General features: G+C 71.1%; 28 protein-coding genes and 2 riboswitches. Of the genes, 7 read left to right on the plus strand and 21 right to left on the minus strand.

Annotation, left to right across the window (positions count from 1 at the left end):
- Nucleotides 1-7 precede the first annotated feature (7 nt).
- Nucleotides 8-91: riboswitch (ZMP/ZTP riboswitch) on the plus strand.
- 14 nt (nucleotides 92-105) lie between these two features.
- A complete protein-coding gene (locus tag AB0J93_RS11810; protein ID WP_363920816.1) occupies nucleotides 106-987 on the plus strand; it encodes a tetrahydrofolate dehydrogenase/cyclohydrolase catalytic domain-containing protein in 882 nt (293 codons plus the stop codon).
- Here the strand turns inward: AB0J93_RS11810 and AB0J93_RS11815 are convergent.
- Complete coding sequence (locus AB0J93_RS11815; protein WP_363920818.1) at nucleotides 958-1,833, minus strand: winged helix-turn-helix transcriptional regulator; 876 nt, start codon at nucleotides 1,831-1,833, stop codon at nucleotides 958-960. The genes AB0J93_RS11810 and AB0J93_RS11815 overlap by 30 nt on opposite strands.
- A 100-nt stretch (nucleotides 1,834-1,933) precedes the next feature.
- Between AB0J93_RS11815 and AB0J93_RS11820 the strand changes: the two genes are divergently transcribed.
- From AB0J93_RS11820 to AB0J93_RS11830, 3 genes are read left to right on the plus strand one after another with little or no spacing between them, the layout of a single operon-like run.
- Complete coding sequence (locus tag AB0J93_RS11820) at nucleotides 1,934-2,731, plus strand: ABC transporter permease (protein ID WP_363920919.1); 798 nt, start codon at nucleotides 1,934-1,936, stop codon at nucleotides 2,729-2,731.
- Nucleotides 2,728-3,729, plus strand: coding sequence for an ABC transporter ATP-binding protein (locus AB0J93_RS11825; RefSeq protein WP_357590207.1), 1,002 nt, complete (start codon nucleotides 2,728-2,730; stop codon nucleotides 3,727-3,729). Before AB0J93_RS11820 ends, AB0J93_RS11825 begins: the two co-directional genes overlap by 4 nt.
- The gene (locus AB0J93_RS11830) at nucleotides 3,726-4,547 is read left to right on the plus strand and encodes an ABC transporter permease (protein WP_363920820.1); all 822 of its coding nucleotides are present in this window, start codon (nucleotides 3,726-3,728) and stop codon (nucleotides 4,545-4,547) included. Before AB0J93_RS11825 ends, AB0J93_RS11830 begins: the two co-directional genes overlap by 4 nt.
- Here AB0J93_RS11830 and AB0J93_RS11835 read toward each other — a convergent pair.
- Nucleotides 4,544-5,323, minus strand: a complete 780-nt coding sequence (locus AB0J93_RS11835; protein WP_363920822.1) for an endonuclease/exonuclease/phosphatase family protein — start codon at nucleotides 5,321-5,323, stop codon at nucleotides 4,544-4,546. The two genes, AB0J93_RS11830 and AB0J93_RS11835, sit on opposite strands and share 4 nt — an antisense overlap.
- A 177-nt stretch (nucleotides 5,324-5,500) precedes the next feature.
- Here AB0J93_RS11835 and AB0J93_RS11840 point away from each other — a divergent pair, with 177 nt between their 5' ends.
- The gene (locus tag AB0J93_RS11840; RefSeq protein WP_363920824.1) at nucleotides 5,501-6,280 is read left to right on the plus strand and encodes a TSUP family transporter; all 780 of its coding nucleotides are present in this window, start codon (nucleotides 5,501-5,503) and stop codon (nucleotides 6,278-6,280) included.
- Nucleotides 6,281-6,313: 33 nt separating this feature from the next.
- Nucleotides 6,314-7,090, plus strand: coding sequence for a GNAT family N-acetyltransferase (locus AB0J93_RS11845; RefSeq protein ID WP_363920826.1), 777 nt, complete (start codon nucleotides 6,314-6,316; stop codon nucleotides 7,088-7,090).
- A 27-nt stretch (nucleotides 7,091-7,117) separates the two neighbouring features.
- Here the strand turns inward: AB0J93_RS11845 and def are convergent, their stop codons facing one another.
- The gene (gene def / locus AB0J93_RS11850; RefSeq protein ID WP_363920828.1) at nucleotides 7,118-7,624 is read right to left on the minus strand and encodes a peptide deformylase; all 507 of its coding nucleotides are present in this window, start codon (nucleotides 7,622-7,624) and stop codon (nucleotides 7,118-7,120) included.
- A 47-nt stretch (nucleotides 7,625-7,671) separates the two neighbouring features.
- Nucleotides 7,672-8,865, minus strand: a complete 1,194-nt coding sequence (locus AB0J93_RS11855; RefSeq protein ID WP_363920830.1) for a chorismate-binding protein — start codon at nucleotides 8,863-8,865, stop codon at nucleotides 7,672-7,674.
- A gap of 122 nt (nucleotides 8,866-8,987) precedes the next feature.
- On the opposite strand from AB0J93_RS11855, the gene AB0J93_RS11860 reads away from it, so the two are divergent.
- Nucleotides 8,988-9,188, plus strand: a complete 201-nt coding sequence (locus AB0J93_RS11860) for a DUF5999 family protein (protein WP_093402410.1) — start codon at nucleotides 8,988-8,990, stop codon at nucleotides 9,186-9,188.
- Between the two features lie 100 nt (nucleotides 9,189-9,288).
- On the opposite strand, the gene gcvP is transcribed toward AB0J93_RS11860, so the two are convergent.
- The 17 genes from gcvP to AB0J93_RS11945 form a co-directional block, all read right to left on the minus strand.
- Nucleotides 9,289-12,111 carry an aminomethyl-transferring glycine dehydrogenase gene (gene gcvP / locus AB0J93_RS11865; RefSeq protein WP_363920833.1) on the minus strand — a complete coding sequence of 941 codons (2,823 nt, stop codon included), beginning with the start codon at nucleotides 12,109-12,111 and terminating at the stop codon, nucleotides 9,289-9,291.
- 76 nt (nucleotides 12,112-12,187) lie between these two features.
- Nucleotides 12,188-12,286: riboswitch (glycine riboswitch) on the minus strand.
- A gap of 66 nt (nucleotides 12,287-12,352) precedes the next feature.
- Nucleotides 12,353-13,204 carry an NAD-dependent protein deacetylase gene (locus AB0J93_RS11870; protein WP_363920921.1) on the minus strand — a complete coding sequence of 284 codons (852 nt, stop codon included), beginning with the start codon at nucleotides 13,202-13,204 and terminating at the stop codon, nucleotides 12,353-12,355.
- A 149-nt stretch (nucleotides 13,205-13,353) separates the two neighbouring features.
- On the minus strand, nucleotides 13,354-14,073 hold the full coding sequence (locus AB0J93_RS11875) for a DivIVA domain-containing protein (protein ID WP_363920835.1): 720 nt from the start codon (nucleotides 14,071-14,073) through the stop codon (nucleotides 13,354-13,356).
- Nucleotides 14,070-15,248, minus strand: coding sequence for a globin domain-containing protein (locus AB0J93_RS11880; protein ID WP_363920837.1), 1,179 nt, complete (start codon nucleotides 15,246-15,248; stop codon nucleotides 14,070-14,072). Before AB0J93_RS11880 ends, AB0J93_RS11875 begins: the two co-directional genes overlap by 4 nt.
- 2 nt (nucleotides 15,249-15,250) lie before the next feature.
- The gene (locus AB0J93_RS11885; RefSeq protein ID WP_363920839.1) at nucleotides 15,251-15,649 is read right to left on the minus strand and encodes a group 1 truncated hemoglobin; all 399 of its coding nucleotides are present in this window, start codon (nucleotides 15,647-15,649) and stop codon (nucleotides 15,251-15,253) included.
- Between the two features lie 331 nt (nucleotides 15,650-15,980).
- Complete coding sequence (locus AB0J93_RS11890) at nucleotides 15,981-16,577, minus strand: MerR family transcriptional regulator (RefSeq protein ID WP_363920841.1); 597 nt, start codon at nucleotides 16,575-16,577, stop codon at nucleotides 15,981-15,983.
- 199 nt (nucleotides 16,578-16,776) lie between these two features.
- On the minus strand, nucleotides 16,777-17,241 hold the full coding sequence (locus tag AB0J93_RS11895; RefSeq protein ID WP_013733914.1) for a bifunctional nuclease family protein: 465 nt from the start codon (nucleotides 17,239-17,241) through the stop codon (nucleotides 16,777-16,779).
- Between the two features lie 173 nt (nucleotides 17,242-17,414).
- Nucleotides 17,415-18,113 carry a MerR family transcriptional regulator gene (locus tag AB0J93_RS11900; protein ID WP_363920843.1) on the minus strand — a complete coding sequence of 233 codons (699 nt, stop codon included), beginning with the start codon at nucleotides 18,111-18,113 and terminating at the stop codon, nucleotides 17,415-17,417.
- A 50-nt stretch (nucleotides 18,114-18,163) separates the two neighbouring features.
- Complete coding sequence (locus AB0J93_RS11905; RefSeq protein WP_093402417.1) at nucleotides 18,164-18,616, minus strand: FHA domain-containing protein; 453 nt, start codon at nucleotides 18,614-18,616, stop codon at nucleotides 18,164-18,166.
- A gap of 218 nt (nucleotides 18,617-18,834) precedes the next feature.
- The gene (gene gcvH, locus AB0J93_RS11910; protein WP_363920845.1) at nucleotides 18,835-19,215 is read right to left on the minus strand and encodes a glycine cleavage system protein GcvH; all 381 of its coding nucleotides are present in this window, start codon (nucleotides 19,213-19,215) and stop codon (nucleotides 18,835-18,837) included.
- 56 nt (nucleotides 19,216-19,271) lie between these two features.
- Nucleotides 19,272-20,213, minus strand: a complete 942-nt coding sequence (locus AB0J93_RS11915) for a DUF881 domain-containing protein (RefSeq protein ID WP_363920847.1) — start codon at nucleotides 20,211-20,213, stop codon at nucleotides 19,272-19,274.
- A gap of 9 nt (nucleotides 20,214-20,222) precedes the next feature.
- Nucleotides 20,223-20,555, minus strand: a complete 333-nt coding sequence (locus tag AB0J93_RS11920; protein ID WP_093402419.1) for a small basic family protein — start codon at nucleotides 20,553-20,555, stop codon at nucleotides 20,223-20,225.
- On the minus strand, nucleotides 20,552-21,472 hold the full coding sequence (locus AB0J93_RS11925; RefSeq protein ID WP_363920849.1) for a DUF881 domain-containing protein: 921 nt from the start codon (nucleotides 21,470-21,472) through the stop codon (nucleotides 20,552-20,554). Before AB0J93_RS11925 ends, AB0J93_RS11920 begins: the two co-directional genes overlap by 4 nt.
- 76 nt (nucleotides 21,473-21,548) lie before the next feature.
- Nucleotides 21,549-22,118, minus strand: a complete 570-nt coding sequence (locus AB0J93_RS11930; RefSeq protein WP_363920924.1) for a CDP-alcohol phosphatidyltransferase family protein — start codon at nucleotides 22,116-22,118, stop codon at nucleotides 21,549-21,551.
- Between the two features lie 343 nt (nucleotides 22,119-22,461).
- On the minus strand, nucleotides 22,462-22,935 hold the full coding sequence (locus tag AB0J93_RS11935; protein ID WP_363920851.1) for a MarR family transcriptional regulator: 474 nt from the start codon (nucleotides 22,933-22,935) through the stop codon (nucleotides 22,462-22,464).
- Between the two features lie 56 nt (nucleotides 22,936-22,991).
- The gene (locus tag AB0J93_RS11940) at nucleotides 22,992-24,170 is read right to left on the minus strand and encodes a PP2C family protein-serine/threonine phosphatase (RefSeq protein WP_363920853.1); all 1,179 of its coding nucleotides are present in this window, start codon (nucleotides 24,168-24,170) and stop codon (nucleotides 22,992-22,994) included.
- Nucleotides 24,171-24,233: 63 nt separating this feature from the next.
- A complete protein-coding gene (locus tag AB0J93_RS11945; protein ID WP_363920855.1) occupies nucleotides 24,234-24,980 on the minus strand; it encodes an SAM-dependent methyltransferase in 747 nt (248 codons plus the stop codon).
- Nucleotides 24,981-25,063 lie beyond the last annotated feature (83 nt).

Genomic DNA, 25,063 nt, shown 5'->3' on the forward strand with positions numbered 1-25,063 from the left:
GGCAGGGTGACGGGGACGCGACTGGCGGCATCGGGGATGGGATCGACCATCGGGAAGCTCGTCGTGGAGGTCGTCCGCCTGGGCCTGCCACGGGCGAGGTGAGCCATGTCGATGACGAGCGCGCGGTTGCTGCCGGGTGCGCCGGTGGCGGAGGCGGTTCTGGCCCAGGTGGCCGAGGGTGTGGCGGAGCTGCGGGCGGTGGGGGTGACGCCGACGTTGGCGACGGTGCTGGTGGGCGACGACGAGGCCAGCGCCGGTTACATCCGGATCAAGCAGCGGCAGGCGGCGGAGCTGGGTTTCGCCTCGCCGCACGTGCGGTTGGCGGCGTCGGCGTCGCAGGCCGACGTGCACGCGGTGCTGGCCGACTTCAACTCCGATCCGGCGGTGCACGGGGTGTTGTTGCAGTATCCGATCCCCGGCGGTCTGGACTACGACCGGGCGTTACAGGTTCTCGACCCGGATTCGGACGTGGACGGCATGCATCCGGTGAACATGGGGCGGCTGGCGTTGGGGTTGCCGGGGCCGCTGCCGTGTACGCCGGCGGCGGTCGAGGTGTTGTTGGCCTATCACGGGGTGCCGGTGGCCGGCCGTGAGGTGGTGATCCTGGGTCGTGGGGCGACGTTCGGGCGGCCGCTGGCGATGCTGCTGGCGCAGCAGCGGTCGACGGCGAACGCGGCGGTGACTGTGGTGCACACGGGGGTGGTGGACTGGCCGAGGTACGCGCGTCGGGCGGAGATTCTGGTGGCGGCGGTCGGGGTGCCGGGCATCGTGCGGCCGGAGCATGTGCGTCCGGGTGCGGTGGTGGTCGGTGGTGGGGTGCGGTACGCGGGGCGTCGGCTGCTGCCGGACGTGGATGAGTCGTGTGCGGCGGTGGCGGGGGCGATCACGCCGAGGGTCGGTGGGGTGGGTCCGGTGACGGTGGCGATGTTGTTCCGCAACGCGTTGCGGGCGGCGCGGTCAGCGGCCGTTCTGGCGGACCAGTCGTAGGGCGTCGGTGACGGCGGTGGGGATGTCGGTGACCGGGTAGATCGCGGCGGTGATCGTCCGGGTGTGGTCGGCGACGAGGACGAGGCGTTTGAGGCGGGTCTGCTGGCCGGCGCGGAAGGTGGGCAGGCGTAGCGCGGCGGTCAGCCGCAGGTCGGTGTCGGAGAGCAGGCCAAACGGGATGGCTTCGGCGGCGACGAAGGCGGCCTGCTCGTCGGGGCGTTGGGTGCTGATGCCGTGGACGGTGGCGCCGGCGGCGGTGAAGTGGTCCCAGTGTTGGCGGAAGAGGCGGTTCTCCAGGGTGCAGCCGGCGGCGCCGGGGATGTCTGTCCAGTCTGGTGGTGATGGGGTCGGAGTGCCGGTGCCGGGATAGGTGAAAAGGACTGTGGTGGGGGTGGCCGCGACCGGGTGGGTGCGAGTGCGGTCGGTGGCGGTGAGGGTGATGTCGGCTGGTACCTGGGTGCCGACGAGGGTCTTGACGCGGGTGGCCTCGGCCCCGTCGGGATCGGTGGTGGCGGTGAGGTTGCCGTCGCCGAGCACCCATCGGTCGGCCCAGTCCTGCATGGCGACGAGGGTGGGTAGCAGTGCGCGACCACGGTCGGTGAGTACGTATTCGTGGCGGGGTGGGTGCTGCTGGTAGGGGCGGCGGGTGAGGACGTCGTGGTCGACCAGATCGTGCAGGCGTTGGGTGAGCACCTTGCGGGAGACGCCGAGTTCGGTGACGAGGGTGTCGAAGCGGTGGTGGCCACGGGCGATCTCGCGTAGTACGAGCAGGTTCCACCAGTCGCCGAGTACGGCGGCTGCCTGGGCGATGCCGCAGGTGTCGTCGGCGCGGCGGCGGTTGGTCATGGTCGGATCCTGCCTCAGTGGTGGGCGGGGGTGTACGGGGGCCACACCTCCATAGTAGGTTCCCTTTGGGAACTCACCGGGAGGTGTGGCGGTGTCGGTCATGGGGGCCACCTTCGTGCGCAACTGGCGGATCACGTTGCGCGCCTATCCGTGGACCTACTTCGTCGGCACCCTGGCCACCGGTGTGCTGACCATCGGGGTGTCGATGTTGGCGTACCGGGCCATCGGGGGCGGTCGCGTCGGGGCGAGCTTCACCGCAGCCACCGGCAGCGCCGACTACCTCGGCTACGTCACCGTCGGCGCCGCCGCGCTGACCTTCGCCACCCGGATGGTGCTCTGGGTGGCGAAGGCGCAGATCACCGAGTACCGCGAGGGCACCCTGGAGAGCCAACTGCTCACCCCGGCGCGGCGCCTGCCGTACCTGTTGGGGGTGACCGCGCAGGCGTTGAGCACCACAGCTGTGGAGATAACCGTGCTGGTCGCCGTGGCCAGCGCGCTGGGGGTGCGGCTGAGCGTGCCCGATCCGCTGACGTTGCTGGCCGCGACGGTGGCGGCGACCGTGGCGGTGGTCGGCATGTCGGTGCCGTTGAGCGCGCTCATGCTGGCTGCCGGTGAAGCCCACATCAGCCAGAACACCCTGTTCACCGCGATGGCACTGCTGTGCGGCTTCACGTTCCCCACCAGCTATCTGCCGCAGGCGGCGCGCTGGCTCGGGGAGGCGCTGCCGGTCACCTGGGCGCTGCGGGTGCTGCGGGCGGCCACCCTGCCCGGCGCCGACGTCGACCCCTGGCCCGCTTTTGCCGTCTGTCTCGTGCTGGGCGGGGCGTACCTGCTACTGGGACTGTCCATCCTCAAGCCCGCCGAGCGGCGGGCGCTGCATCGGAGTGCGCGCGCATGAGCACTGGCATCGTCACCACCGACCTGCGCAAGACCTTCCCGGTCCGGCGCTGGCAGGGCTGGCGCCGCCGGCCGGTCGCCGCGCCGGTGGCAGCCGTCGACGGGCTGTCGTTGCGAATCCCGCCCGGTCAGGTCACCGGGCTGCTGGGGCTCAACGGTGCCGGTAAGACCACCACCATCCGGATCCTGTCCACCCTGCTGCGGCCCACCGGTGGCACGGTGAGGGTGGACGGCTTGGACGTGGTCGAGCACGCCCGTGAGGTACGTCGACGGATCAACGTGATCTCCGGTGGCGAGCGGATGGTGTACGACCGGCTGACCGCCCGGGAGAACCTGTGGTATTTCGGCCAGCTGTACGACGTGCCGCGCGCCCGGTTGCGGGTCCGCATCGGTGAGCTGCTTGACCTGGTGGGGCTGACCGATGCGGCGCAGGTGCCGGTGGAGCGGTACTCACGGGGTATGCGCCAGCGACTGGTCATCGCCCGGGGTCTGATCAACGATCCGGCGTACCTGCTGCTGGATGAACCGACGCTGGGTCTGGACGCGCCGATCGCCCACCAGCTGCGGGCGTTGATCGCACAGTTGGCCGCCGACGGGGTCGGGGTGCTGCTGACCTCTCACTACCTGGCCGAGGTGGAACAGCTGTGCCGGCACGTGTATCTGATCGCCCGGGGGTCACTGGTGGCCCAGGGCAGTCCGGCGCAGTTGGCGGGTCAGACGGTTCGCCGGCACACCGTGCGGCTGGTGCTCACCGTGGCTGACCCGGCGGTCACGGTTGCGCTGCGTACGCTGGCCGCGCGGCACGACGCGGAGCTGACCGTCGACGTGGACGACGAGGGTCGACCGCGGTTCGCGCTGCGCCACCCGGAGGACCTGGTGGGGGCGGTGGTGACGGCGGTGGTCCAGCAGGGCGGGACGATCGCCGGGCTGACCGTCACCCCACCGACCCTGGAGGACGCGATCCTCACCCTGGCCGACCCGGCGGTGGTGGCGCGGTGAGCCACGCCCTGCGGGTCGTCGCGGCCGAGGCGCTCAAGCAGCACCGGCGGCTGTTCGGGCAGCCGCTGGTGCTGTTCTCCATGCTGCTGTGGCCGCTGCTGACCCTGGCCGCGACGTATTACACGGTGCTGCCGGTGATGGAGTCCGCGTCGGCGCCGCAGCGGTGGCCGGTGGCTGCCGATCCGAGCCGGTTGCTGGCGTTTCTCGCGGCCGGCGCGCTGGCGTACACGTTCTTCTTCTCGCTGGTCCAGTCGGCCTGGCACTTCTCGTTCGAGCGGGTCAGCGGCACCCTGGAGGCGTTGTTCCTCTCCCCCGCCAGCCGGATGGCGCTGGTGATCGGTAACGGCGCTGCGGCGCTGACGCAGAACGCCTGGTTGTTCGGCTGCTTCGCGGTGGCCGCGGCGACCGCCGCCGACGTGCTGGACGTCGCCCACCCCGGCATGTACGCGGTGGCGGCGGTGGCGCTGTTGGTACCGGCGGTGGCCTGGGGCGCGTTCCTCAACAGCTTGTTGATCTTCTCTCGGGATTCGGCGTTCCTGTACACGCTGCTGGACGATCCGCTGTGGTTCGTCGCCGGGGTGCGGCTGCCACTGTTCGCCCTGCCGGTGTGGATCAAGGCAGTCGGTTTGGCCTTCCCGCTGACCAGCAGCCTGGTCGTGCTACGGGGGGCGCTGCTGGATCGCGCGGACCTCGGTGACCTGGCCGCCCCGCTGGGGTGGCTGGCGCTGCTGACCGTCGGCCTGTTCGCCGGGGCCTCGGCGCTGCTGCGCCTGGGCGAGGCACGGGTCCAGCGCACCGGCGGCCTCCAGGTGTTCTAGCCGAGGTCGACGACCAGGGGCCGGTGGTCGGAGATGGTGGACAGCGGGGTGCGCACGGCGGTGACCGGGGGTAGCTGGTCGAAGCCGTGCCGGTCGGCGAGGATGTGGTCGAGTTGGACGCGGGGTTGTGCGGCCGGGTAGGTGGGCCGGCGGGCCAGCAGGCGCCAACCGGAGACGGCACGGGTGGCCCAGGCGGGCAGGTTCAGGTCGCCGAGCAGGATGCGTGGCGCGGGTAGGGCGCGCAGGGCCCGGATGACCTGGCGGAGTTGGCGGACGTTCCAGCCGGCGACGAAGGACAGGTGGGTGGCGGCGACGGTGAGCGGGCCGTGGGGGGTGTCCAGTACCGCGGCGAGGACGACGCGGGGTTCGTCGCGGAGCAGGATGAGGCCGCCGCCCGGGCCGGGCACGTAGACCGGGGAGCGTACCGGGGCGGGGTGCAGCCGGGTGACGCGCCAGCTGGTGACCGGGTGGCGGGAGATCAGGCCGACGCCGTAGCAGGGTTCGCCGTGGCCGTCGTCGTCGTGGGTGAGGGGGCGGAACGCTTCGCCGGGGGTGCCGACGACTGCGGCGGCGAAGCGGTGTTCGGGTGCGCCGAGGGCCTGGGCGGCGATGGCGGTGAGGTCGAGGTTGCCGCTGCGGGACTGGTCACGGTCGACTTCCTGTAGGGCGAGGATGTCGGCGTCGAGGGCGGCGACGGCGGCGGTCAGTCGGGCCGGGTCGACCAGGCCGTCGGTGAGGGACCGGCCGTGCAGCAGGTTGAACGTGGCCAGGCGCACGCTGTCACCTTAGCGACGGCGTGGGACAGTTGCCCGATGCTGCGGGCTTTGTGCTGTTCGGTGCTGGTGTTTGTGGCGGTCGCCGGGGTGGGGATCTGGTTGCGGCGTCGTCGGGGCCGGTGAGGCTGGCCACAGCCGGCGGTGTGGCGTGCTCGGCAGTGGGAAGAATGGCGGCTCGTGGAGTTGGACCCGGCGACCGTGGTGACGCTGCTGACTGCCGCCGCCCTGGCGGGCTGGGTGGACGCGGTGGTGGGTGGTGGTGGGTTGCTGTTGCTGCCGGCGTTGCTGGTGGCGGCTCCGGGGATCCCTCCGGCGACCGCGCTGGGGACGAACAAGTTGGCGGCGATCGCCGGTACGTCGACGGCGGCGGTGACGTTCGCCCGCCGTACGAAGATCGACTGGGTGGTGGCGGGTCCGGCGGCGGCCCTGGCGGTGGTGTGCGCGGGCCTGGGGGCGGCGTTGGCCGGGGCGGTACCGCCCTCGGCGTACCGACCGGTGCTGCTTGTGGTGCTGGTGTCGGTGGCGCTGTTCGTGGTGCTGCGTCCCGCGTTGGGGGTGCTGGCGGTGCCGCAGCGGCGGACCCGGGCGCGGGTGGTGGTGGCGGTGCTGGTGGCCGGGGTGGGCATCGCCGCCTATGACGGGTTGATCGGTCCGGGTACGGGCACGTTTCTGGTGTTGGCGTTCACCGCGCTGGTGGGTGCGGATTTTCTGCACGGTTCGGCGATGGCGAAGGTGGTCAATGCGGGTACGAACGCCGGTGCGCTTGTGGTGTTCGCGGTGACCGGGCACGTGTGGTGGCTGCTGGGTGCGGCGATGGCGGTGTGCAACATCGCGGGGGCGTCGGTGGGGGCGCGGATGGCGTTGCGGCGCGGTTCCGGGTTCGTGCGGGTGGTGCTGCTGGTGGTGGTGCTGGCGTTGGTGGCGAGGCTGGGTTACGACCAGTGGGTGGCCGGGTGAGTGTGCCGACGCGGTACGTGTGATCATCGGCGGATGTCGGTGCGCGCGGAACACGACCGGGCTGTCCTGGCGGGGCTGCTGAGCCGGGATCCGGTGTTGCACGCCTACCAGCTGGGCGATCTGGACGACTTCTTCTGGCCGTACACGTCGTGGTATCGGCGTGGTGACTCGGTGGTGTTGCTGTACCACGGCGCGACGCCGCCGACGCTGTTGGCGTTCGCGGGACCGGCGGAGGTCGGTGCGATGGCGGCGTTGCTGGGTGAGCTGGCGCCGGTGCTGCCGGCGCGGTTGCAGGCGCACCTGTCCCCCGGTCTGGAGTCGGCGTTGGACGTTGCGTTCCGGGTCACCGCGACGGGGCCGCATCTGAAGATGGCGTTGACGGATCGGACGCGGTTGGCGGCGGTGGCGCCGGCCGGTGAGGTGCTGGGCCGGGCGGACCTGCCACGGTTGCACGAGTTGTACGCGGCGGCCTACCCGGGTAACTGGTTCGACCCGCGGATGGTGGACACCGGCCGGTACGTGGGGGTTCGTGAGGGTGACCGGCTGGTGGCGGTGGCGGGGGTGCACGTGGTCTCTCCGGCGCACCGGGTGGCGGCGGTGGGCAACGTGACCACCCGGCCGGGCTGGCGGGGCCGGGGGTTGGGGGCGGCGGTGATGGCCCGCCTGTGCGGCCTGCTGGCCACCGAGGTCGACCATGTGACGTTGAACGTGGCGGCCACCAACAGCGCGGCAGTGCGGCTGTACGAGCGGTTGGGGTTCAGCCGGGTGGCCGACTACGGCGAGTTCACGCTTGTGACGCGGGCGGGCTGAGCACTCGTGCGTCCGCGGGTGGCGGGTTCAGCTGCGGTGGGAGGAGTCGAAGCGGCCGGCGCGGATCTCGCGTAGGGCGCGGCGGCGGGTTTCGCCGCGCAGGGTGTCGACGTAGAGGCGGCCGGCGAGGTGGTCGGTCTCGTGTTGCAGGGCGCGGGCGAGGAAGCCGCTGCCGGCGATGGTGAGGGGTTCGCCGTGCTGGTCGTAGCCGTGGGCGGTGGCGTGCAGGGCGCGGGGGGTCGGGAAGTACAGCCCGGGGATGGACAGGCAGCCCTCGTCGTCGTCCTGGAGTTCGGTGGACAGCTCCAGCGTCGGGTTGATCATGTGGCCGCGGTGGCCGTCGGCGTCGTAGACGAAGACCTGGGCGTTGACGCCGATCTGGGGTGCGGCGACGCCGGCGCGGCCGGGTGCGCCGAGCAGGGTGTCCATCAGGTCGGTGACCAGGGTGCGCAGTTCGGCGTCGAAGCTGGTGACCGGTTCGCTGGGGGTGCGGAGCACCGGGTCGCCGATGATTCGGATGTCCCGCATCGTCATGTCGGCAAGGTTATCGGTCGGTGGCCTCGGGTGGGTGGGGGCTCGGTTCACCGTCCGGTGAGGGCGGCCCGTACCGGGGTGGTCTTGGCTGCGGCTTCGGCGACCTCGGCGGCGGGGTCGCTGTCCCAGGTGATGCCGCCGCCGGCCCAGACGTGTACGGCGTTGCCGTCGACGGCGGCGGTGCGGATGGTCAGGCCGAGGTCGATGTGGTCGGGGCCGACCCAGCCCAGGGCGCCCATGCTGGCGCCGCGGCCGACGGGTTCGAGGGCGGCGATGTGGTCGAGGGCGGCGAGTTTCGGTGCGCCGGTGACGGAGCCGCCGGGGCAGACGGCGCGTAGCAGGTCGGCCAGGCCGAGTCCGTCGGCGACGTCGGCGTGGATGGTGGACTCGGCCTGCCACAGGTCGCACCAGCGGCGTACGGCGAACAGGTCGTCGACGCGGACGCTGCCGGTGCGGGCGACGCGGGCCAGGTCGTTGCGTTCCAGGTCGACGATCATGATGTGTTCGGCGCGTTCCTTGGCCGAGGCGAGCAGGTCGGCGCGGCCGGCGGTGGTGGCCGGGCGGGTGCCTTTGATCGGTCGGGTGGTGAGGGTGCCGCCGCGTACCTCGATGAGGGTTTCGGGGCTGGCGCAGCCGATGGCCCAGCCGGGGCCGGTGAGCACGCCGCCGTAGCGGGCTCCGGGCAGGCGGCCGAGGCGGGTCAGGGCCGGCAGCGGGTCGCCGGTGTAGGGGGCGCTGGCGTGGCCGACGAGGTTGACCTGGTAGACCTCGCCGTGGCCGATGGCCCGGCGGATCGCGGTGACCGCGTCGGCGTGCTGGTGGGGGCTCCAACTTTCGGTCCAGGTGCCGTGCCACCAGGGTGGTGGCGGGCCGGGGTGGGTGGTGTCCGCCTCGGTGTGGGCGTAGACGACGACGGCCACCTCGGGCAGGTCGGCGGGGTTGGGTGCGCCGGGTGGGCCGCCGGCGAGCAGGGCCGCGGCGGCGGCGGAGAGGTAGAGGGCGGCCCCGCAGACTCCGTGCCGGTGTTGGTGGCGGTGGGTGGGGCGGGCCAGGTCCCGCAGGTCCAGGCCGTGTTCGGCGAGGAACTGCTCGGCGTACGCGGCGGGGTCGCCGCCGTCGGCGGGGCGCCATTGCCAGCGGGCCCGTTCGACGAGCCGGCCGCGGCAGGCCGCGGGAACCGCGGGTGGATCGACAACCATCCGTGGGAGCGCTTCCACGACGTCTGGGCGGTTCATGCTCATCCGTTCAGCGGATTCCCGCGCACCACGCGCACATCTGCTCGATGCGGCACGCTTTCGCTTGGTACTGTGCGTCACTGGTCATGTGAACCATGACACAGTGCCCCCACAGTCCGGAGAACCCGATGTGCCAGCACCAACCCACCTGTCCCTCCGCCGAAGCCACCGACCGGGAAGCCGCCAGGGTCATCGCCTGCTTCCGTGAACAGGGTTGGAGCCTGCTCTGCAACGGAGTCATCGTCTTCGAGGACACCGGCGAGCTGCTGCCCGACGGCAGCAGCATCGCACCGCACCGAGGCCCCGCCCGACACGCACTCGCCGCCTGAGGCGACATAACGATCCGTCACGACGTCTTTCCCGCGCCGACCCAGGCTAGTCCCCCGGTCAGGGACCACCACGACCAGGTCGGCGCGGTACCGGACCCGGTCAGCTCTCGTACGCCTGCGGTGACGGGCACGAGCAGACCAGGTTCCGGTCGCCGTACCCGCCGTCGACCCGACGCACCGGCGGCCAGTACTTCCCCACCCGGTCCACCCCGGCCGGCCACGCGCCCACCGACCTCGGGTACGGGTGCGGCCAGTCGTCACCGCCGACCATCGCCGCGGTGTGCGGCGCGTTGGCGAGGGGATTGTCCCCGGCCGGCCACTCCCCCGAACCCACCTTGTCGATCTCCGCCCGGATGGCGATCATCGCGTCGCAGAACCGGTCCAGCTCGGCCAGGTCCTCGCTCTCGGTCGGCTCCACCATCAACGTCCCCGCCACCGGGAACGACATCGTCGGCGCGTGGAACCCGTAGTCGATGAGCCGCTTGGCCACATCGTCGACGCTCACCCCGGTCGCCTTCGTCACCGGCCGCAGATCCAGGATGCACTCGTGCGCGACGAGGCCCTTGTTGCCCGCGTACAGCACCGGGAAATGCTCCCGCAGTCGCGCCGCCACATAGTTGGCCGCCAACACCGCCACCCCGGTCGCCCGGGCCAGGCCGTCGGCGCCCATCATCCGCAGGTACGCCCACGGGATCGGCAGGATCCCCGCCGACCCGTACCGGGCCGCCGCGATCGCCGGCCGCCCGTCGACCGGCGCACCGGCCGGATCACCCGGCAGGAACGGCGCCAGATGCGCCCGCACCGCCACCGGACCCACCCCCGGCCCGCCCCCACCGTGCGGAATGCAGAACGTCTTGTGCAGGTTCAGGTGCGACACGTCCGCCCCGAACCGGCCCGGCCGGGCGAACCCGACAAGCGCGTTGAGGTTCGCCCCGTCGACGTACACCTGCCCACCGGCGTCGTGCACCTTCGCGCACAACTGCGCGATACCCGTCTCGTACACCCCGTGCGTCGACGGGTACGTCACCATGATCGCCGCGAGGGTGTCACGATGCGTGTCGATCTTCGTGTCCAGGTCGACCAGGTCGACGTTGCCGTCGGCGTCGCAGCCCACCACGACCACCCGCATCCCCGCCATCACCGCGCTGGCCGCGTTGGTGCCGTGCGCCGACGACGGGATCAGACACACGTCACGGTGCTGCTCACCCCGGCTGCGATGCCACGCGCGGATCGCCAACAACCCCGCCAGCTCGCCCTGCGAACCGGCGTTGGGCTGCACACTCACCGCGTCGTAGCCGGTGACCTCCGCCAGCCACCCCGCCAACTGGTCGACCAGTTCCCGGTAGCCGGCGGTCTGCTCCACCGGCGCCAATGGGTGGATGTTGGCGAACTCGGCCCAGCTCACCGGCTCCATCTCGGTGGTGGCGTTCAGCTTCATCGTGCACGACCCCAACGGGATCATGCCCCGGTCCAGGGCGTAGTCGAAATCCGCCAGCCGACGCAGGTACCGCAGCATCGCCGTCTCCGACCGGTGCGTACGGAACACCGGATGGGTGAGGAAATCGGTGGTGCGGGCCAGCCCGGCCGGCACCACCTCAGGAACCTCACCGTCGACACCGTCGACACCGAACGCCGCCCACACTACGGCCAGGTGCGCGTCCGTGGTGGTCTCGTCGCAGGAGACACCGACCCGGTCGGCGTCGACCAGCCGCAGATTCACCCCGCGCCGCTGCGCCTCGGCGACCACCTGCCCGGCCCGACCCGGCACCCGCGCCGTCACCGTGTCGAAGAACGCGACGTCGGCGACCTCGACCCCACCGGCACGCAACCCTGCGGCCAGCCGCGCCGCCATCCGATGGGTACGGGCCGCGATCTCCCGCAGCCCGTCCGGGCCGTGGTAGACGGCGTACATGCCGGCCATCACCGCCAGCAGCACCTGCGCGGTACAGATGTTGCTTGTCGCCTTCTCCCGCCGGATGTGCTGCTCACGGGTCTGCAACGCCAACCGGTACGCCGCCGCGCCGGCCGCGTCCCGGGACACCCCGACCAGCCGGCCCGGCAGCATCCGCTCCAGACCCGCCCGCACCGCCAGATAGCCGGCGTGCGGCCCACCGAAGCCCATCGGCACCCCGAACCGCTGGGTGGTGCCGGCGGCGATGTCCGCACCGATCTCCCCCGGCGGCCGCAGCACCGTCAACGCCAACAGGTCCGCCGCCACCGTCACCAACGCCCCGACCGCATGCGCGGCCTCGACCAGCGGGGCGTGGTCCCGCACCGCCCCGGACGCCCCCGGATACTGCAGGTGCAGACCGAAGAACTCCGCCGGCAGCGGCTCGACGTCCAGGTCCAGCACCCGCACCTCGATGCCGAGCGGCTCCGCCCGCCCGGCGATCACCGCGATGGTCTGCGGCAGGGCGTCCGCGTCGACCACGTACACCCGGCTGCCGCTCTTCGACGCCCGCCGCGCCAGGGTCATCGCCTCCGCCGCCGCGGTGCCCTCGTCGAGCATCGACGCGTTCGCGGTGCCCAACCCGGTCAGATCCGACACCATGGTCTGGAAGTTGAGCAACGCCTCCAGCCGACCCTGGCTGATCTCCGGCTGATACGGCGTGTACGCCGTGTACCAGGCCGGATTCTCCAACACGTTGCGGCGGATCACCGCCGGGGTGTGGGTGCCGTGATACCCCAACCCGATCATGGAGACGGCCACCGTGTTACGTGCCGCCAGGGCCCGCAGCTCCGCCAGCGTGTCGTGTTCGCTGGCCGGCGGCGGCAGATCCAGCCGGCCGTGCCAGCGGATCACCTCGGGGATCGCCGCGTCCATCAACTCGTCGATCGAGGCGTATCCGACGGCGTCCAACATGCGGCGCTCGTCGTCGGGGCCGGGACCGATGTGACGGTCGGCGAACAGCTCGGCGGTCATGGGCGCTCCTGCGAGGGCGGGGGGTCGACAGGTCGGCCCTCCCCCTCTGTCACACCCGCGGGCGCTCCACAGTGCCTGACCCGACGTGGTCCTTCTGCCTGAGAGGTTCCGGGGAGGATTTGCCCCTTCGGCGCCGCCCCGGCTGTCGCCAGGCGGTCTCTCCCACGTCGGTGCTACCGGCGCGATCAACGCTACCAGCGGGCCCGACGGCCCGCACCGAAGCCCCTGACCTGCCCCCGACTCACCCGCCGACGGAACTCGGCACCGCCGTCGACGTCGGCGGGCCCACCGGCGGCCCGACACCGACCAGCCGGTCGGCCAGCGCCGGCAACAGCCGCCCCAACGGCGCCTCCACCCGCAGGCACGCGTACCCGTCACCGCGCGTCGGCCCCTGGTTCACGATCACCACCGGCACGTCCCGCTTCGCCGCCCGCAACACGAACCGGCGACCCGACATCACCGTCAACGACGACCCCAGCACCAGCAGCAGCCGGGCCTGCTCCACCATCGCGAAACACGACTGCACCCGCGTCGCCGGCACCGTCTCGCCGAAAAAGACCACGTCCGGCTTGAGCAGCCCGCCGCAGGCCCCGCAGTCGACCGTACGGAACGCCGCCACCTGCGCGTCAGCGAGATCCACATCACCGTCCGGGTTGACCGCGACGGCCTGCCCGACGAATCCGGGGTTGGCCGCCCGCAGCCGCCCGTCCAACTCGGCCCGGGACGTACGGCGCCGGCACCCCAGACAGACCACCTCGTCGAGCCGACCGTGCAACTCCGTCACGTCACGGCTACCGGCCGCCGAGTGCAACCCGTCGACGTTCTGCGTGATGATCCCCGTCACCAGCCCGCCCTGTTGCAGACGAGCCACCGCCCGGTGCCCCTCGTTGGGTGCCGCCCCGGCGATCAACCGCCACCCCAGGTGGCTGCGCGCCCAGTACCGCCGACGCGCCACCGGATCCGCCAGAAACGTCTGATACGTCATCGGAGTGTGCCGCCGTGCGACACCACTGGGCCCCCGATAGTCGGGAATGCCCGACTCGGTGGACAACCCGGCGCCGCTGAGTACCACCACCCCACCAGCGGCCACCATGCCCGCCAGCGGCTCGATCAGCTCCTGCACCCACCCATCGTGCCCCAGCGCCGCCGCCGGCGACGAACGCCACCGGCGGCGGCGGACCGCCACCGGTGGCACCCACAGCCACCGCCGGCCCGCGCGGCACCGTAACGGGACGGCTCGCGTCAGCGCTGCTGATGCCGAGGCAACGACCGGGCCGCCGCTCCGGCCGCCGCCGGCTGCGCGCCGATGCGCTCCATGGTCCGGGACAACTGCTCACTGCCGTCGTCCAGATGCCGCGCCGCCGCCTGCATGTGCGAGATCATCATCTCGCCGTAGATCCGCAGCGCCTCCCGGGCGGCCACACCGTCGTCGAACGTCGGCCCCGCCGCCACGTGGTAGTCCTGCACCGCCCGCTCCGCCTCCTGACGGGCCTCCTCCACCGCCGCCCGCACATAGCTCTCGTACTGGGTACGGGCGTACTCGGCGACCCGCCGCGCGTAATCGTGCGCCTGAGCGATGATCTGCTCGGCCTCCCGCTGCGCCGCCGAGAGCAGATTCACCTCCTTGGCCGCCGGCACCTTCGCCGTCGGCTCCGAACTGGGAATCACCCCGTGCCGGTGCAACTCCACATGGTCGTTGAGCCGCTCGTTCTCCGCCCGCAGATTCGCCACCTGCGTCGACAGCAGATCCAACTCATCGGCCACCTGCACCCGGAACCGGTCCACGTCGTTCTGGTCGTAACCGCGACGCCCGAACGACGACGACCCGAACTCCCACCGGCGCACCCGGTCGGCGGTCATCCGCACCTGCACACCACCGGCGACCTGCCCACCGTCGTACCTACCGATCGGGGTCGCACTCACCGCACCGGCCCGCCACTCGCGGCCACGAGGCTCACTCACCGGGCACCTCCGGAATCGTCAGAGACAGCGGGGCCTCCCGCCGCCGTCCGCCACGAGGGGCCGTACCAGTGCCGACCCAGACCCTCGTGATGCACCTGCCCGGCGTGGAAGCCGGAGCGGGTCAGGGTCGCCACCGTGTGCGACACCATGTCGTCGGAACCACACACGTACACATGCCGGGACCGCCAGTCACCGTCGGCCAGCGCCCGGTCCACCGGATACACGAACTCCCCCGGCCGGTTCAGGTCCAACCCCACCACCTGGGTCACGGACAACCACGCGTACGAGGCGGCCAACTTCTCCAACGCGTCACCGTCGTAGAACTCGCTGCGCGAACGCGCCCCCACATACACGTCGACCCGACGCCGGGAACCCTCCGCCGCCACCTGCTCCACCAACGCCTTCAGCGGTGCCCAACCGGTACCACCGGCCAGCAGCAGCAGATCCGCCGAACCGGCCGGACGCAACGTCAACCCGTCACCCACCGGAGCGGCCAGATGCAACTGGTCACCCACCGCGCACCCGTACACCAGCCGCGACGACACCGCGCCGCCCGGCGCCGCCCGCACATGCAACTCCACCGTGCCGTCCGAGCGCGGCGCGTTCGCCGGCGAGTAGTACCGCCACGACCGCACCGCCGGATGCGACACCCCGACCGACTGGCCCGCGGTGAACGGCAACAGATACTGCGGACGCAACGTCAGCACCGCCACGTCGAACGCCCGCCGCTCGTGCCCCACCACCTCCGCCACCCACCACGGTGGACTCGTCGCCTCAGCGGCCTGCGCCGCCTCGGACATCACCTGCGCCACCAGCCCGTACGCCGCCGCCCAGTCCTGCGCCAACTCGTCGGTCCACTGGTCGGCGAGGAAATGCCGCAACGTCGCCAGCAAGGCCTCCCCCACCGCCGGGTAATGCTCCGCCCGCACCGCGAACTTGCGGTGGTCGACGCCGAGATCCTGCAAGAAACCCACAAGCCGGTCCACCTGGTCCACCTGGGACACGATGTGACCGAGCGCGGTCACCAGCCGGTCCCGCTGACCCGCCATGTTCGTCGGGAACATCTGCCGGGTCTCCGGATACGCCAGGAACAGCGTCGAATAGAAGTAGAGCGGCACCTGGTCGCCGTGGGCGGCCACCAGCGACCAGCTCTGCTTGAGCCGGGGCACGTCCACGCTCAGGCGCCCGCCTGGTCCCCGCCGGCCACCACCTGGTCCTGCACCTGCGCCAGCACCGCCTGCACGTCGGCGATGATGTCACCCGGCACACCCAGCTGCGTCAACGTCGCCGTCAGATGCTCACCCACCAGGACGTAGTGCGCCACCGGAATGTTCAACGGCTGATGCGCCGACGCCAGGTCCCGGCCCGTGTACTCGTTCGGACCACCGAGCACCACCGTCAGCATCAACGCCAGATGCCGACGCTGCCCCACCATGTCCACCTCGGCGAAGTAACCGGCAAGCTCCGGGTCCGCGAGCACCCGGTCGTAGAACAGCTCGACAGCGGCCTTCACCGAACCCGCCCCGCCGATGCGCTCGTAATGCGAGACCGGAGCGGTCTCCTCGGTAACCGTCACGGTTGTTCCTTCCGTCGTGAGGGGACGCGCGGTGTCAACGCGCGCAACGACGACCCGCCGACGCCGAAACCACCCCACGGCAGTGACAGCCGGCAGACCGTGTCGGACGATAGCGTGCCGCGTCCGTCCCGTCACCGCCGGCCCATCGGATTCCCGGCAACAACCAGACACGAAGAGTCACAAATCTCACCCCGGGTCGTCACCCCGAGACAACCGGACCGCACCCAACGTGATCGACCAGGACCGGCGGCGCCACCACCCACGCCACCCCGGACACCGGCCGAACCTCACCAGCGGGGCACGCGACCCCACGACGACACAGTGGAACGCCTCAACCCGCCCGCCGCCGGGCCCGCCGCGCGGCCAACTCGTCGCCCACCGCACCGCCCTCGGCAACCTCCGACGGCCCCGGCTCCACCGGCACCGCCGCCGGCTCCGCCGGCAGATGCGACAACGAACCCTGGATCTCCTTGAACGCGCCACCGATCGCGATGCCGAACACCCCCTGGCCGCCCTGCAACAGGTCGACCACCTCCTCCGGCGAACGACACTCGTACACCGTCGTCCCATCGGAGATCAACGTGATGCCGGCCAGGTCCGCCACCCCACGCGACCGCAACGCCTCGATCGCCTTACGGATGTTCTGCAACGACACCCCGGCGTCCAGCAGCCGCTTCACCACCTTCAACACCACCAGGTCGCGAAACGAGTACAACCGCTGCGTGCCGGAACCCGACGCGTCCCGCACGCTCGGCACCACCAGAGACGTACGCGCCCAGTAATCCAACTGGCGGTAGCTGATCCCCACCGCATGGCATGCCGTCACACCCCGGTACCCCACCGCACCGTCACCGTCAGTTGCCGACCCGGGCATTCCACCCGGCTCACCCGACACCGCACCCTGATCGGAATCCCGCGGCTCGTACATCCGGACAACCTCCCCGTCAGTGCGGTGCCACGCCGCTTCCGGAACGCGCACCCCTCGACACGGCAACCCTATAGCGACCGCCAGGAGTTACCACGGAGAAACCGTCGCGACACGCCGCGCATCGACAGCGATGACCATCACCATCACCGACAGTCACCGCCCGCGCGGCCTTCCCACCGACACCGGCAGGGCCGAACTCTCAGCCGGCGAAATCCTCCGGGCGAACCTGCTCCAGGAACTCCCGGAACTTCTCCACCTCGTCCTCCTGCTCGTCGGGAATCACGATCCCCGCCTCACTGAGGACCTGCTCCGCACAACGAATCGGCGCACCCACCCGCAACGCCAGAGCGATCGAATCACTCGGCCGAGCCGAGACCCGCACCCCATCACCGATCAACAGATCAGCGAAGAACACGTTCTCCTTCAACTCGGTGATCTCAACCGCCCGCAACGGCGCCTTCAACGCCGCCAACACATCCCGCAGAAGATCATGGGTCAATGGACGCGCCGGCTTGACACCCTGCTGCTCATAAGCGATCGCCGTCGCCTCGACCGCGCCGATCCAGATCGGCAGATAGCGGTCCCCCTCGACCTCCCTGAGCAGGACGATCGGCTGGTTACTGGGCAACTCCACCCGAACCCCGACCACGCTCAGCTCGCGCACCGCCGCCTCCGTGTCGTTGTCACCTACGCCGCACCGCGCCCTTCTCTGCACGGTACACGGACCGCGACACGGCCGTCTCATGCGCTACACGCACCCACGCCCGCGCCAGAAGAGGGGTTACCCCCGCAAGCCTACGCCACTCACCAACCGGCCGATCAGTACGCACAGGCACCTCACCGCCCCAACGTCGAGCGCAACCCCACCCGCACCAACGCCGCATGCAACTGTTGAGACAGCGCCACCAACTCCCGCGCCGTCTCCGCCGCCCGCGCCCGCGCCGCCGGATCACTCTGCCGCACCAACGGTGCCACCAACTGCGCGAACAAACCGACCTCGCGGTCCGCCGCCGTCCGATAACCCCGCAGATGCCGCGGCTGGAACCCGTACGCAGCCAGACCCGCCACCGCCCGCGCAATGATCAACGCGTCGCCGTCATACCACCCCGGCGGATCCGGCACCACCAACCCGAGCCGCTCCAACTCACCCAACGTCGACTCGTCCAGCCCACTACGCGCCACCAACTCGGCACGATCCAACCGGACCTGCGCCGACTCGACCGACGACGCGGCACGACCCGGCACCTCACCATCGGGACCCACGGCCACCAACGCCGGACGCGACCACTCCGGCACCTCACCGTCAGCGTCCCACCGCGCCAACTGCTCACGGATCACCCGCAACGGCAGATACTGATCCCGCTGCGCCGACAGCACGAACCGCAGCCGCGCCACATCGTCCCAGCCGTACTTCCGGTAACCCGCCGCCGTACGCTGCGGCTCCACCAGGCCCTCAGCCTCAAGAAACCGCAACTTCGAAATCGTCACGTCCGGAAAATCCGCCCGCAACTGGGCCAGCACCTCGCCGATACTCATCAGCGGCTGGCTGCCACCCACCCCGGACGGCCTGGAGGCCGCAGGCTCGTTCACCCCCGGCCGGCCTCACCCTCCGGGCGCGGACCGGCGATGAACACCACCCGGAACTTACCGATCTGCACCTCGTCACCGTTGCTCAACGTCGCCGCCTCGACCCGCTCCCGGTTCACGTACGTGCCGTTCAAACTGCCCACGTCCCGCACCGTGAACGTCCCACCATCCCGGTGGAACTCCGCGTGCCGACGCGACACCGTCACATCGTCGAGAAAGATGTCACTGTCCGGATGCCGCCCACTGGTCGTCACATCGTGATCCAACAGGAACCGGGCACCCGCGTTCGGCCCCCGCCGGACCACCAGCAGTGCCATCCCCGGCGGCAGCGAACCGGACATCCGGCTCGGCACCACATCGGTGTCCGGCCCCTCCAGCGCTTCCTCGAGCGAACCGAGATTGAGCGTCGACGTGACGTCGAGCGGGGGGAACTCGTCGCCTGGGCGAGTCATGGGGACCACCTCACGGAATCTGTTTCGGTCGGCGTCGGGTGACGGCGGGTCTGGCCGCCGGGCTCTCATCCACCCGGCGGCTGGCTCTCCGTGCCCCGAAAGGCTGTCCGCGACGCTCAACTAATGGGTTCTCGGTCGACTGGGCGAGCCTAGCCAGCGCCGAAAAACAGGGCAACCGGACGCGCGGCAGACACCGCCCCGCCCGCACAGCAAAACGCTCAGCTCTCGGTCAACTCGCGATACGCGGCCGCGCTCAACAGAGCATCCACCGCCGCCGGATCCGCAACGGAGATCTCCACCAACCAACCCGCGCCGTACGGATCACTGTTGATCACCTCGGGCGTGTCGACCAACGCCTCGTTGCGCGCCGACACCGTACCGGCCACCGGGGCGTAGAGCTCCGACACACTCTTGGTCGACTCGATCTCACCCAACGACTCACCGGCCGCCACCACCGCACCCGCCTCCGGCAACTGCACATACACGATGTCGCCGAGCGCATCCTGCGCGAAATGAGTGATGCCCACCCGGACGGCCCCACCGTCCGCGGCGGCCACCCACTCGTGCTCGGCGGTGTAACGCAGATCCTCAGGAATCACCAGCAGCGTCCTCATCCATCGCGACACCGGACCAACCGGTGCCGGCCCGCCGACCTTCAGGAGACCGGACGGGCATGTTCCAGCGGGCGGGGCACGTGCAGCGCCGAGACCTCGGCAACCTCACGCTCCTCAACGATCACGTTACCGCCGTCGCCAGCCACCGACGCGACCACCCCACCAGGAATGTTGAGCGCCGTACGCATCGTCGCCGGATCACCCAGCACGGTGATGGTGAACGGCCCCGTCAACGGACGCCCGTCCACCACCAACGACCCGTTCTCCCCGTTGAGGAAATACGTCGACGCCACGATCCGCACCGTCGCCTGGTCACCACCGGAGATCTGCATCGCCTCCGCCCCGGCACCCCGCAACTCCTGCACCGCGTCCAGCACCCGCACCGCCGAGATCGGCTTCGCCGCCCCCGCCTGGAACCGCACCGTCAGACCCGGACCCCGCGCCGGCAACGTACCCGCCAGAATGCCCAACTCGTCCGCCCGCCGGGTCGCCTCCTCCAACGCGGCCTGACGCCCCTGCTCACCCGAACGCAACTGCCGCTGGCTCTCCTCCAACGCGGCGATGTCCTGCCGCAACCGGATCTCCCGCGCCTCCAGGTCGTACAGGATCCGAACCAGGTCCTCCTGCCGCGCCGCCGCCAACGACGAATCCGTCGAGGTCATCTTCAACTGCACCGCCAGGGTGAAACCCAACAACCCCAGCAGCACACCGATCATCACCGCCGCCGAACTGAACCGCCGCCACGGCGACACCACCGCAGCCGACTCCGCCGCGGCAACCCCCTCGGCGGGCTCCGCCTCGTCCGGCGCGGCCGACGGATCCTCTTCGTCCCCCGCCGGGCGCCCCTGCGGCGACAACGGACTCAACTCGTCCGGATCCGGTGCCTCCGGCCGCGGATCCGGCTCCCCCGCCGGGCCATCCGGCCGCGCCGGCTCCGCCGGCTGCGGCCACCCCGTACCCGTCTGCGTGTGCTCGTCACTCACGCCACAAACCTACGCCCGGAACAGGTGCCGACGGATCGCCGCCACGTTGCCGAAGATACGAACCCCCAACACGACCACCACACCGGTGGACAACTGACCGCCCACCCCCAACTGGTCACCCAGATACACGATCAACGCAGCCACCAGCACGTTCGAGATGAACGACACCACGAACTGCTTGTCGTCGAAGATGCGGTCCAGCTTCGCCCGAACCCCACCGAACACCGCGTCCAACGCGGCCACCACCGCGATCGGCAGGTACGGCTGCAACGCCGCCGGCACCGTGGGATCAAGCCACAGCCCGAGCAGCACACCGGCCAACAGGGCCAGCACCGCGATCATCGACCACCTCCGGAGGGACTGGGGGACGTACCCGAGCCGGACGACTCGTCACCACCCGACGACGACACACTCGGACTCACCGCGGGCTCCGCGTAGCGTAGCCGCGGCTCCGGAGCAGCCGGCAGCGTGAGGTCATCGGCGTCCCGCACCGCGAACGACAACCCCGTCACCTTCGCCACCTGACGCATCGTCAACGCGCTGCCGCTGGCCTCGTACCGCTCGCGCATGCCACCCGGCCCGATCGCGCTCACCTCGTACGGCCCCGTCACCGGACGGAAGTCCACCAGGATCGCCTGACCCGCGGAACGGATCGTCGACGTCGACGTCAACCGCTGCCCATTGATCGCGATCGCCTCGGCGCCGGCACCCCACAGATCGTTCGCCACGCTCTGCAGATCGAGATAGATCACCTGGGCGGGACCGGCCTCGGCGCCGCCGAGCGAATCCTGACCACCCGGCGCGTCCGCCAACTCCACCACCACACCGTCACCGCGCACCCGCCCCAGGCCGGTACTCGCCTCCAGCTCCCGCAACCGGGCCGCGCGGGAACCACCCAACGCGGCCTCCCGCTGCCGGTTGACCTCCTCGCGCAGCTCCTCGGCCCGCATCGACAGGGCGTCGGTCTCACCCTGCCGCTGCTTTATCTGCGCCACCAGGCCGGAACGGGCCTGCGCACGCCCCGGCTCCTCGGCCATGGTCTGCCGGTAGGCCACCGCGAACAGGAAACCGAGCAGCACGATCACCACCAGGCCGACCGGCCCCACCGACCAGCCCGACCGCGCCGGCCGACCCGTCCTCGCCCGCTGGGCCGCCGCGTCGGCGTAGCCCGGATCCAACGGGTTGTGGAACAACTCGGTGAGGAAGTCCGGCGTGAAGGCCCTCGGCCCACGCCGGCGCTGACCGGGATCGTCGCTCACGACAGCCCTCCGCCTCGCTGCGGGCCGTCGTGAGGCAGCGGGGCGCTGAGTCGATGATTCGCTCGGGACCGCTCGCTCATGCCGCCGCTCCTTGCCGACCGCGTACCGCCCGCACCAACTGCCGGGCCTGGACCACGTACAGCGCGCCAGCGACCCAGTAGAGCACCAGACCCCACCACGCCAACGCCCAGCCGATCGCGCCGGCGACCGCCGCGGCCGTCGGCACCACCGCGGCCAGCAGCAGGATCGGGAAGGCGGCCAGCAGCAGGAAGGTGGCCGTCTTACCGACGTAATGCACCGGCGGCGGCCCGTAGCCGTGCCGCCGCAGCACCCCGAGCGAGCCCAGCAGCAGCACCTCCCGAGCCAGTAGCGCGGCGGTGAACTGCCAGGGCACTACGTCACGGGCGGTGAACGCGACCAGGGTGGCGAGGATGTAGAGCCGGTCGGCGAGCGGGTCGAGCAGCTCACCCAGCCGGCTGACCTGCCCGAGCCGCCGGGCGATCCAGCCGTCCACCCAGTCGCTGGTGCCCCCGACAGCCAACACCACGATCGCGGCGGCGTCGGCGCGAGCCACCAGGAACAGGAAAAGGAACAGGGGAACACCCAGCAGGCGGACGAAGCTGATCAGGTTCGGCCAGGTGAGCACCCGATCGGCGGGTCCCCGGCCATCGCCGTCGCGGGCCTGCGGTTGCTCCGCCCGAGCCGCCCGACCCGACACCGAACCTCCTCCGCGACGCGCTCGGGCACTGCGGCCCTGGTCCGCCGTGCGGCGTCGTACGCGTGTCCAGCCGGCTGGTGCCGGCGCCCCCTGTGATCCCCTGCGGGATCCGTCCCCTGACCCGCCGTCCACCGTCGATGATCACGGGCCGGTCGAATGCGCTGCCACTATAGCGGGCCGCTGTCGCGCTCTTGCTGTCCAGCGGGCTCGCGCCGGCCACTGGCTGGTGTGAGTGTGACGGGTGTCACCATGCGTAGCGCATCCTAGGATACTAGTCGGAGGGGCGTCGGGCACCGCCGACGGGCGCGTTCACGGTCGTGGCCATCGTCGCCGCCTGCCCGAACGCCGCCAACGCCCACAACAGATCCTGCTGCCCCCGGGCCGGCATCCGTTCGAGTACTGCCCGCACCGCCTCGTGCCGGCGGGAACGCACCTCTGCCAACAGGACCTCGGCGGCCGCGGTCGGGGCCAGGCGCACCTCCCGACGGTCCCGCGGGTCGGCCGTTCGGCGCACCAACCCGATCGCCTCCAGCCGGTCACAGAGCCGGCTGGCCGAGGAGGGGACCACGTCCAGCAACTCGGCCAGTCCGTTGACGTTGATCTCCGAACGGATGCTCAGCAGGGACAGCACCCGCAACTGGGTCGGCGACACCGCGAGCCGGTGCCGGGAAACGGCCGAGTCGAGCACGCCCACCAGCGCCTCGGCCGCCGCGTCGATCGCCGCGGTGAGATCCGGTCGCTCCACCCGATGTCCCCTGCGATTGCCCCGCTGGTCCCGCACCGATCCGCCGGACGGGCGGGTCAACCCTGTTCCCGGCCGACCGAGCCGCGCCAGTCCAGGCAGACGACGACCGCGTCGTCGCGCAGATCGGTGTCCGCGTGGAAGGTCTGCAACTCGCGCATCACCGTACCAACGGCCTCGGTCGGCGGCTGCAACCGCGTGGCCCGCATCGCCCGGGCCATCGCCCGCTCACCGTACGTCTCCCGGCCGCTGGGATCGGCCGCCCACACCCCGTCGGAGACGATGAACAACCGGTCCCCCGGGTCGAGGTCGAACTCCTGCAGGTCATACCGGGTCTCGCCGAACATCCCCAGCGGTAGCTGCTGCTCGAGGGTGACCCGGGACACGGCACCACCCCGCACCCGGACCAGATGCGGTGAGCCGGCGTCCACCGCCCGCACCCGCCCGGTGACACAGTCCAGTTCGAGCAGCAACGTCGCCACGTGCCGGTGGCCCCGATGCTGGTGGTAGACCGTGTCGGAGGCCAGCTCGGCCTGTTCCACCAGACCGCCGCCGGAGCGGCGGGCGTTACGCATGGCGTTGACCGTCACCGCCGTCAACAGGGCGGCGGCGAGCCCGATGCCGTCGCCGTTGAGCACGGTGACGGTCAACCGGCCGTCGTCCAGGGACCAGTCGAAGTGGTCACCACCCACCGTGTACGCCGGTTCGAGCTGACCCGCCAGTTGGAAGGAGTCATGGCTGACACTGCGCCCCGGCAGCAGTTCCCACTGCAACTCGGCGGCCATGCTCAGCCGCTCCCGCCGCCGGGCCCGCCGGTAGCGGTCAGTTTCCCGGTCGGCCGCCCGCAGCGCCAGGGCCATGTCCCCGGCGATGTCGACCGCCGCGCGCACCACCGACTCCGTCGGTTCGCCAATCAACTCGACCATGAGCACGCCCAGCCGCTCGCCCCACACCGACAGCGGAACGTAGATGCGGCACCGCCCGTCCTCACCGGACTCCCGGACCGGCTGCTGGCTGCTGAAGCAGCGCTGCACCGTACCCTGAACGTCCGGGGTGGCCACAGCGGGCTGGCGCGAGTCGAGCACCGGCCACAGCCCGCTGATCCGGTAGTCGGCGACGAACACGCTGGTGCCTGACGCACCGAGCGCCGCCCGGATGGCCACGTCGGCAGCCTCGACCACGCGGTCGGGCGGGGCCTCGCGCAGGGCGCGGGAGATCCCCGTGGGCGCATCCGCCATGACCATCCTCCGAAAAATACTTGCTCTGGGGCAAGCATCATACGGAGGAGGTTTTGCCCATGGTCACCCGACCGACCGCACGGCGACGGCACCGTGAAAGGCGTCCGGCACCTCCGCCGGCGGACCGTCCGGTCGCCAGTGGGTCACCGGCACGATCCCGTCTTGGGTGGGCTGCCACCGGCCGAGCAACGGAGCGAACGCGGCCGGCGGACGCATCCGGAACGCCGGCCCCATCATCGCCAGCGCCTGCGGATACCCGGCGAGTTCCTCGGTGTCGAAGTCGATCGCCAGGTGGCTGCCCGGCGCCACCGACGCGTACAGCTCGTCCAGGGTGCGGGCGAGGGTGTCGTCGTCGAGGAACGCCGCCAAACCGAGGAAGACCACCCCGACCGGGCGACGACCCCAACCCGGCACGAACCGGTGCAGCAGCGCCGGGTCGACGGTGCCGATGTCGGTGGCGTCGCCGAAGCCGTAACCCGCCCGGTCGCTGCCGGCCAGGATGCGCTGCCCGAGACGGATGGTCACCGGATCCACGTCGGTGTAGAGGACCGTCGCGGTGGGTGCCACCTCGTGCACGTTTCCCATCGTCGGCACCCCGGCGCCGAACACCAGGAATCCGTCCACACCGGTGGCGGCGATCGCCCGTACGGCGCGGCCGAGGAAGGCGCGCAGCGCCCGGAACACCGGAGGACACGGGCCGTACGCCTGCTCGAAGGCGCGGGCGGCGGCCACGTCCACCGGATAGTGGTGCGCCCCGCCGAGCCAGAAATCGATCATCCGTGCGGTACTGGGCTGGTCGGGCTCCACCATCGACGACGCTCCTTCCCCGGGCGTCAGCGTACCGACAGCACGTCGCTCGCCGGTATCGCCCCGCTGGCCAGCGGGGACGGCGA

The sequence above is a fragment of the Micromonospora sp. NPDC049374 genome (genome assembly GCF_040677165.1).
GTDB lineage: Bacteria > Actinomycetota > Actinomycetes > Mycobacteriales > Micromonosporaceae > Micromonospora.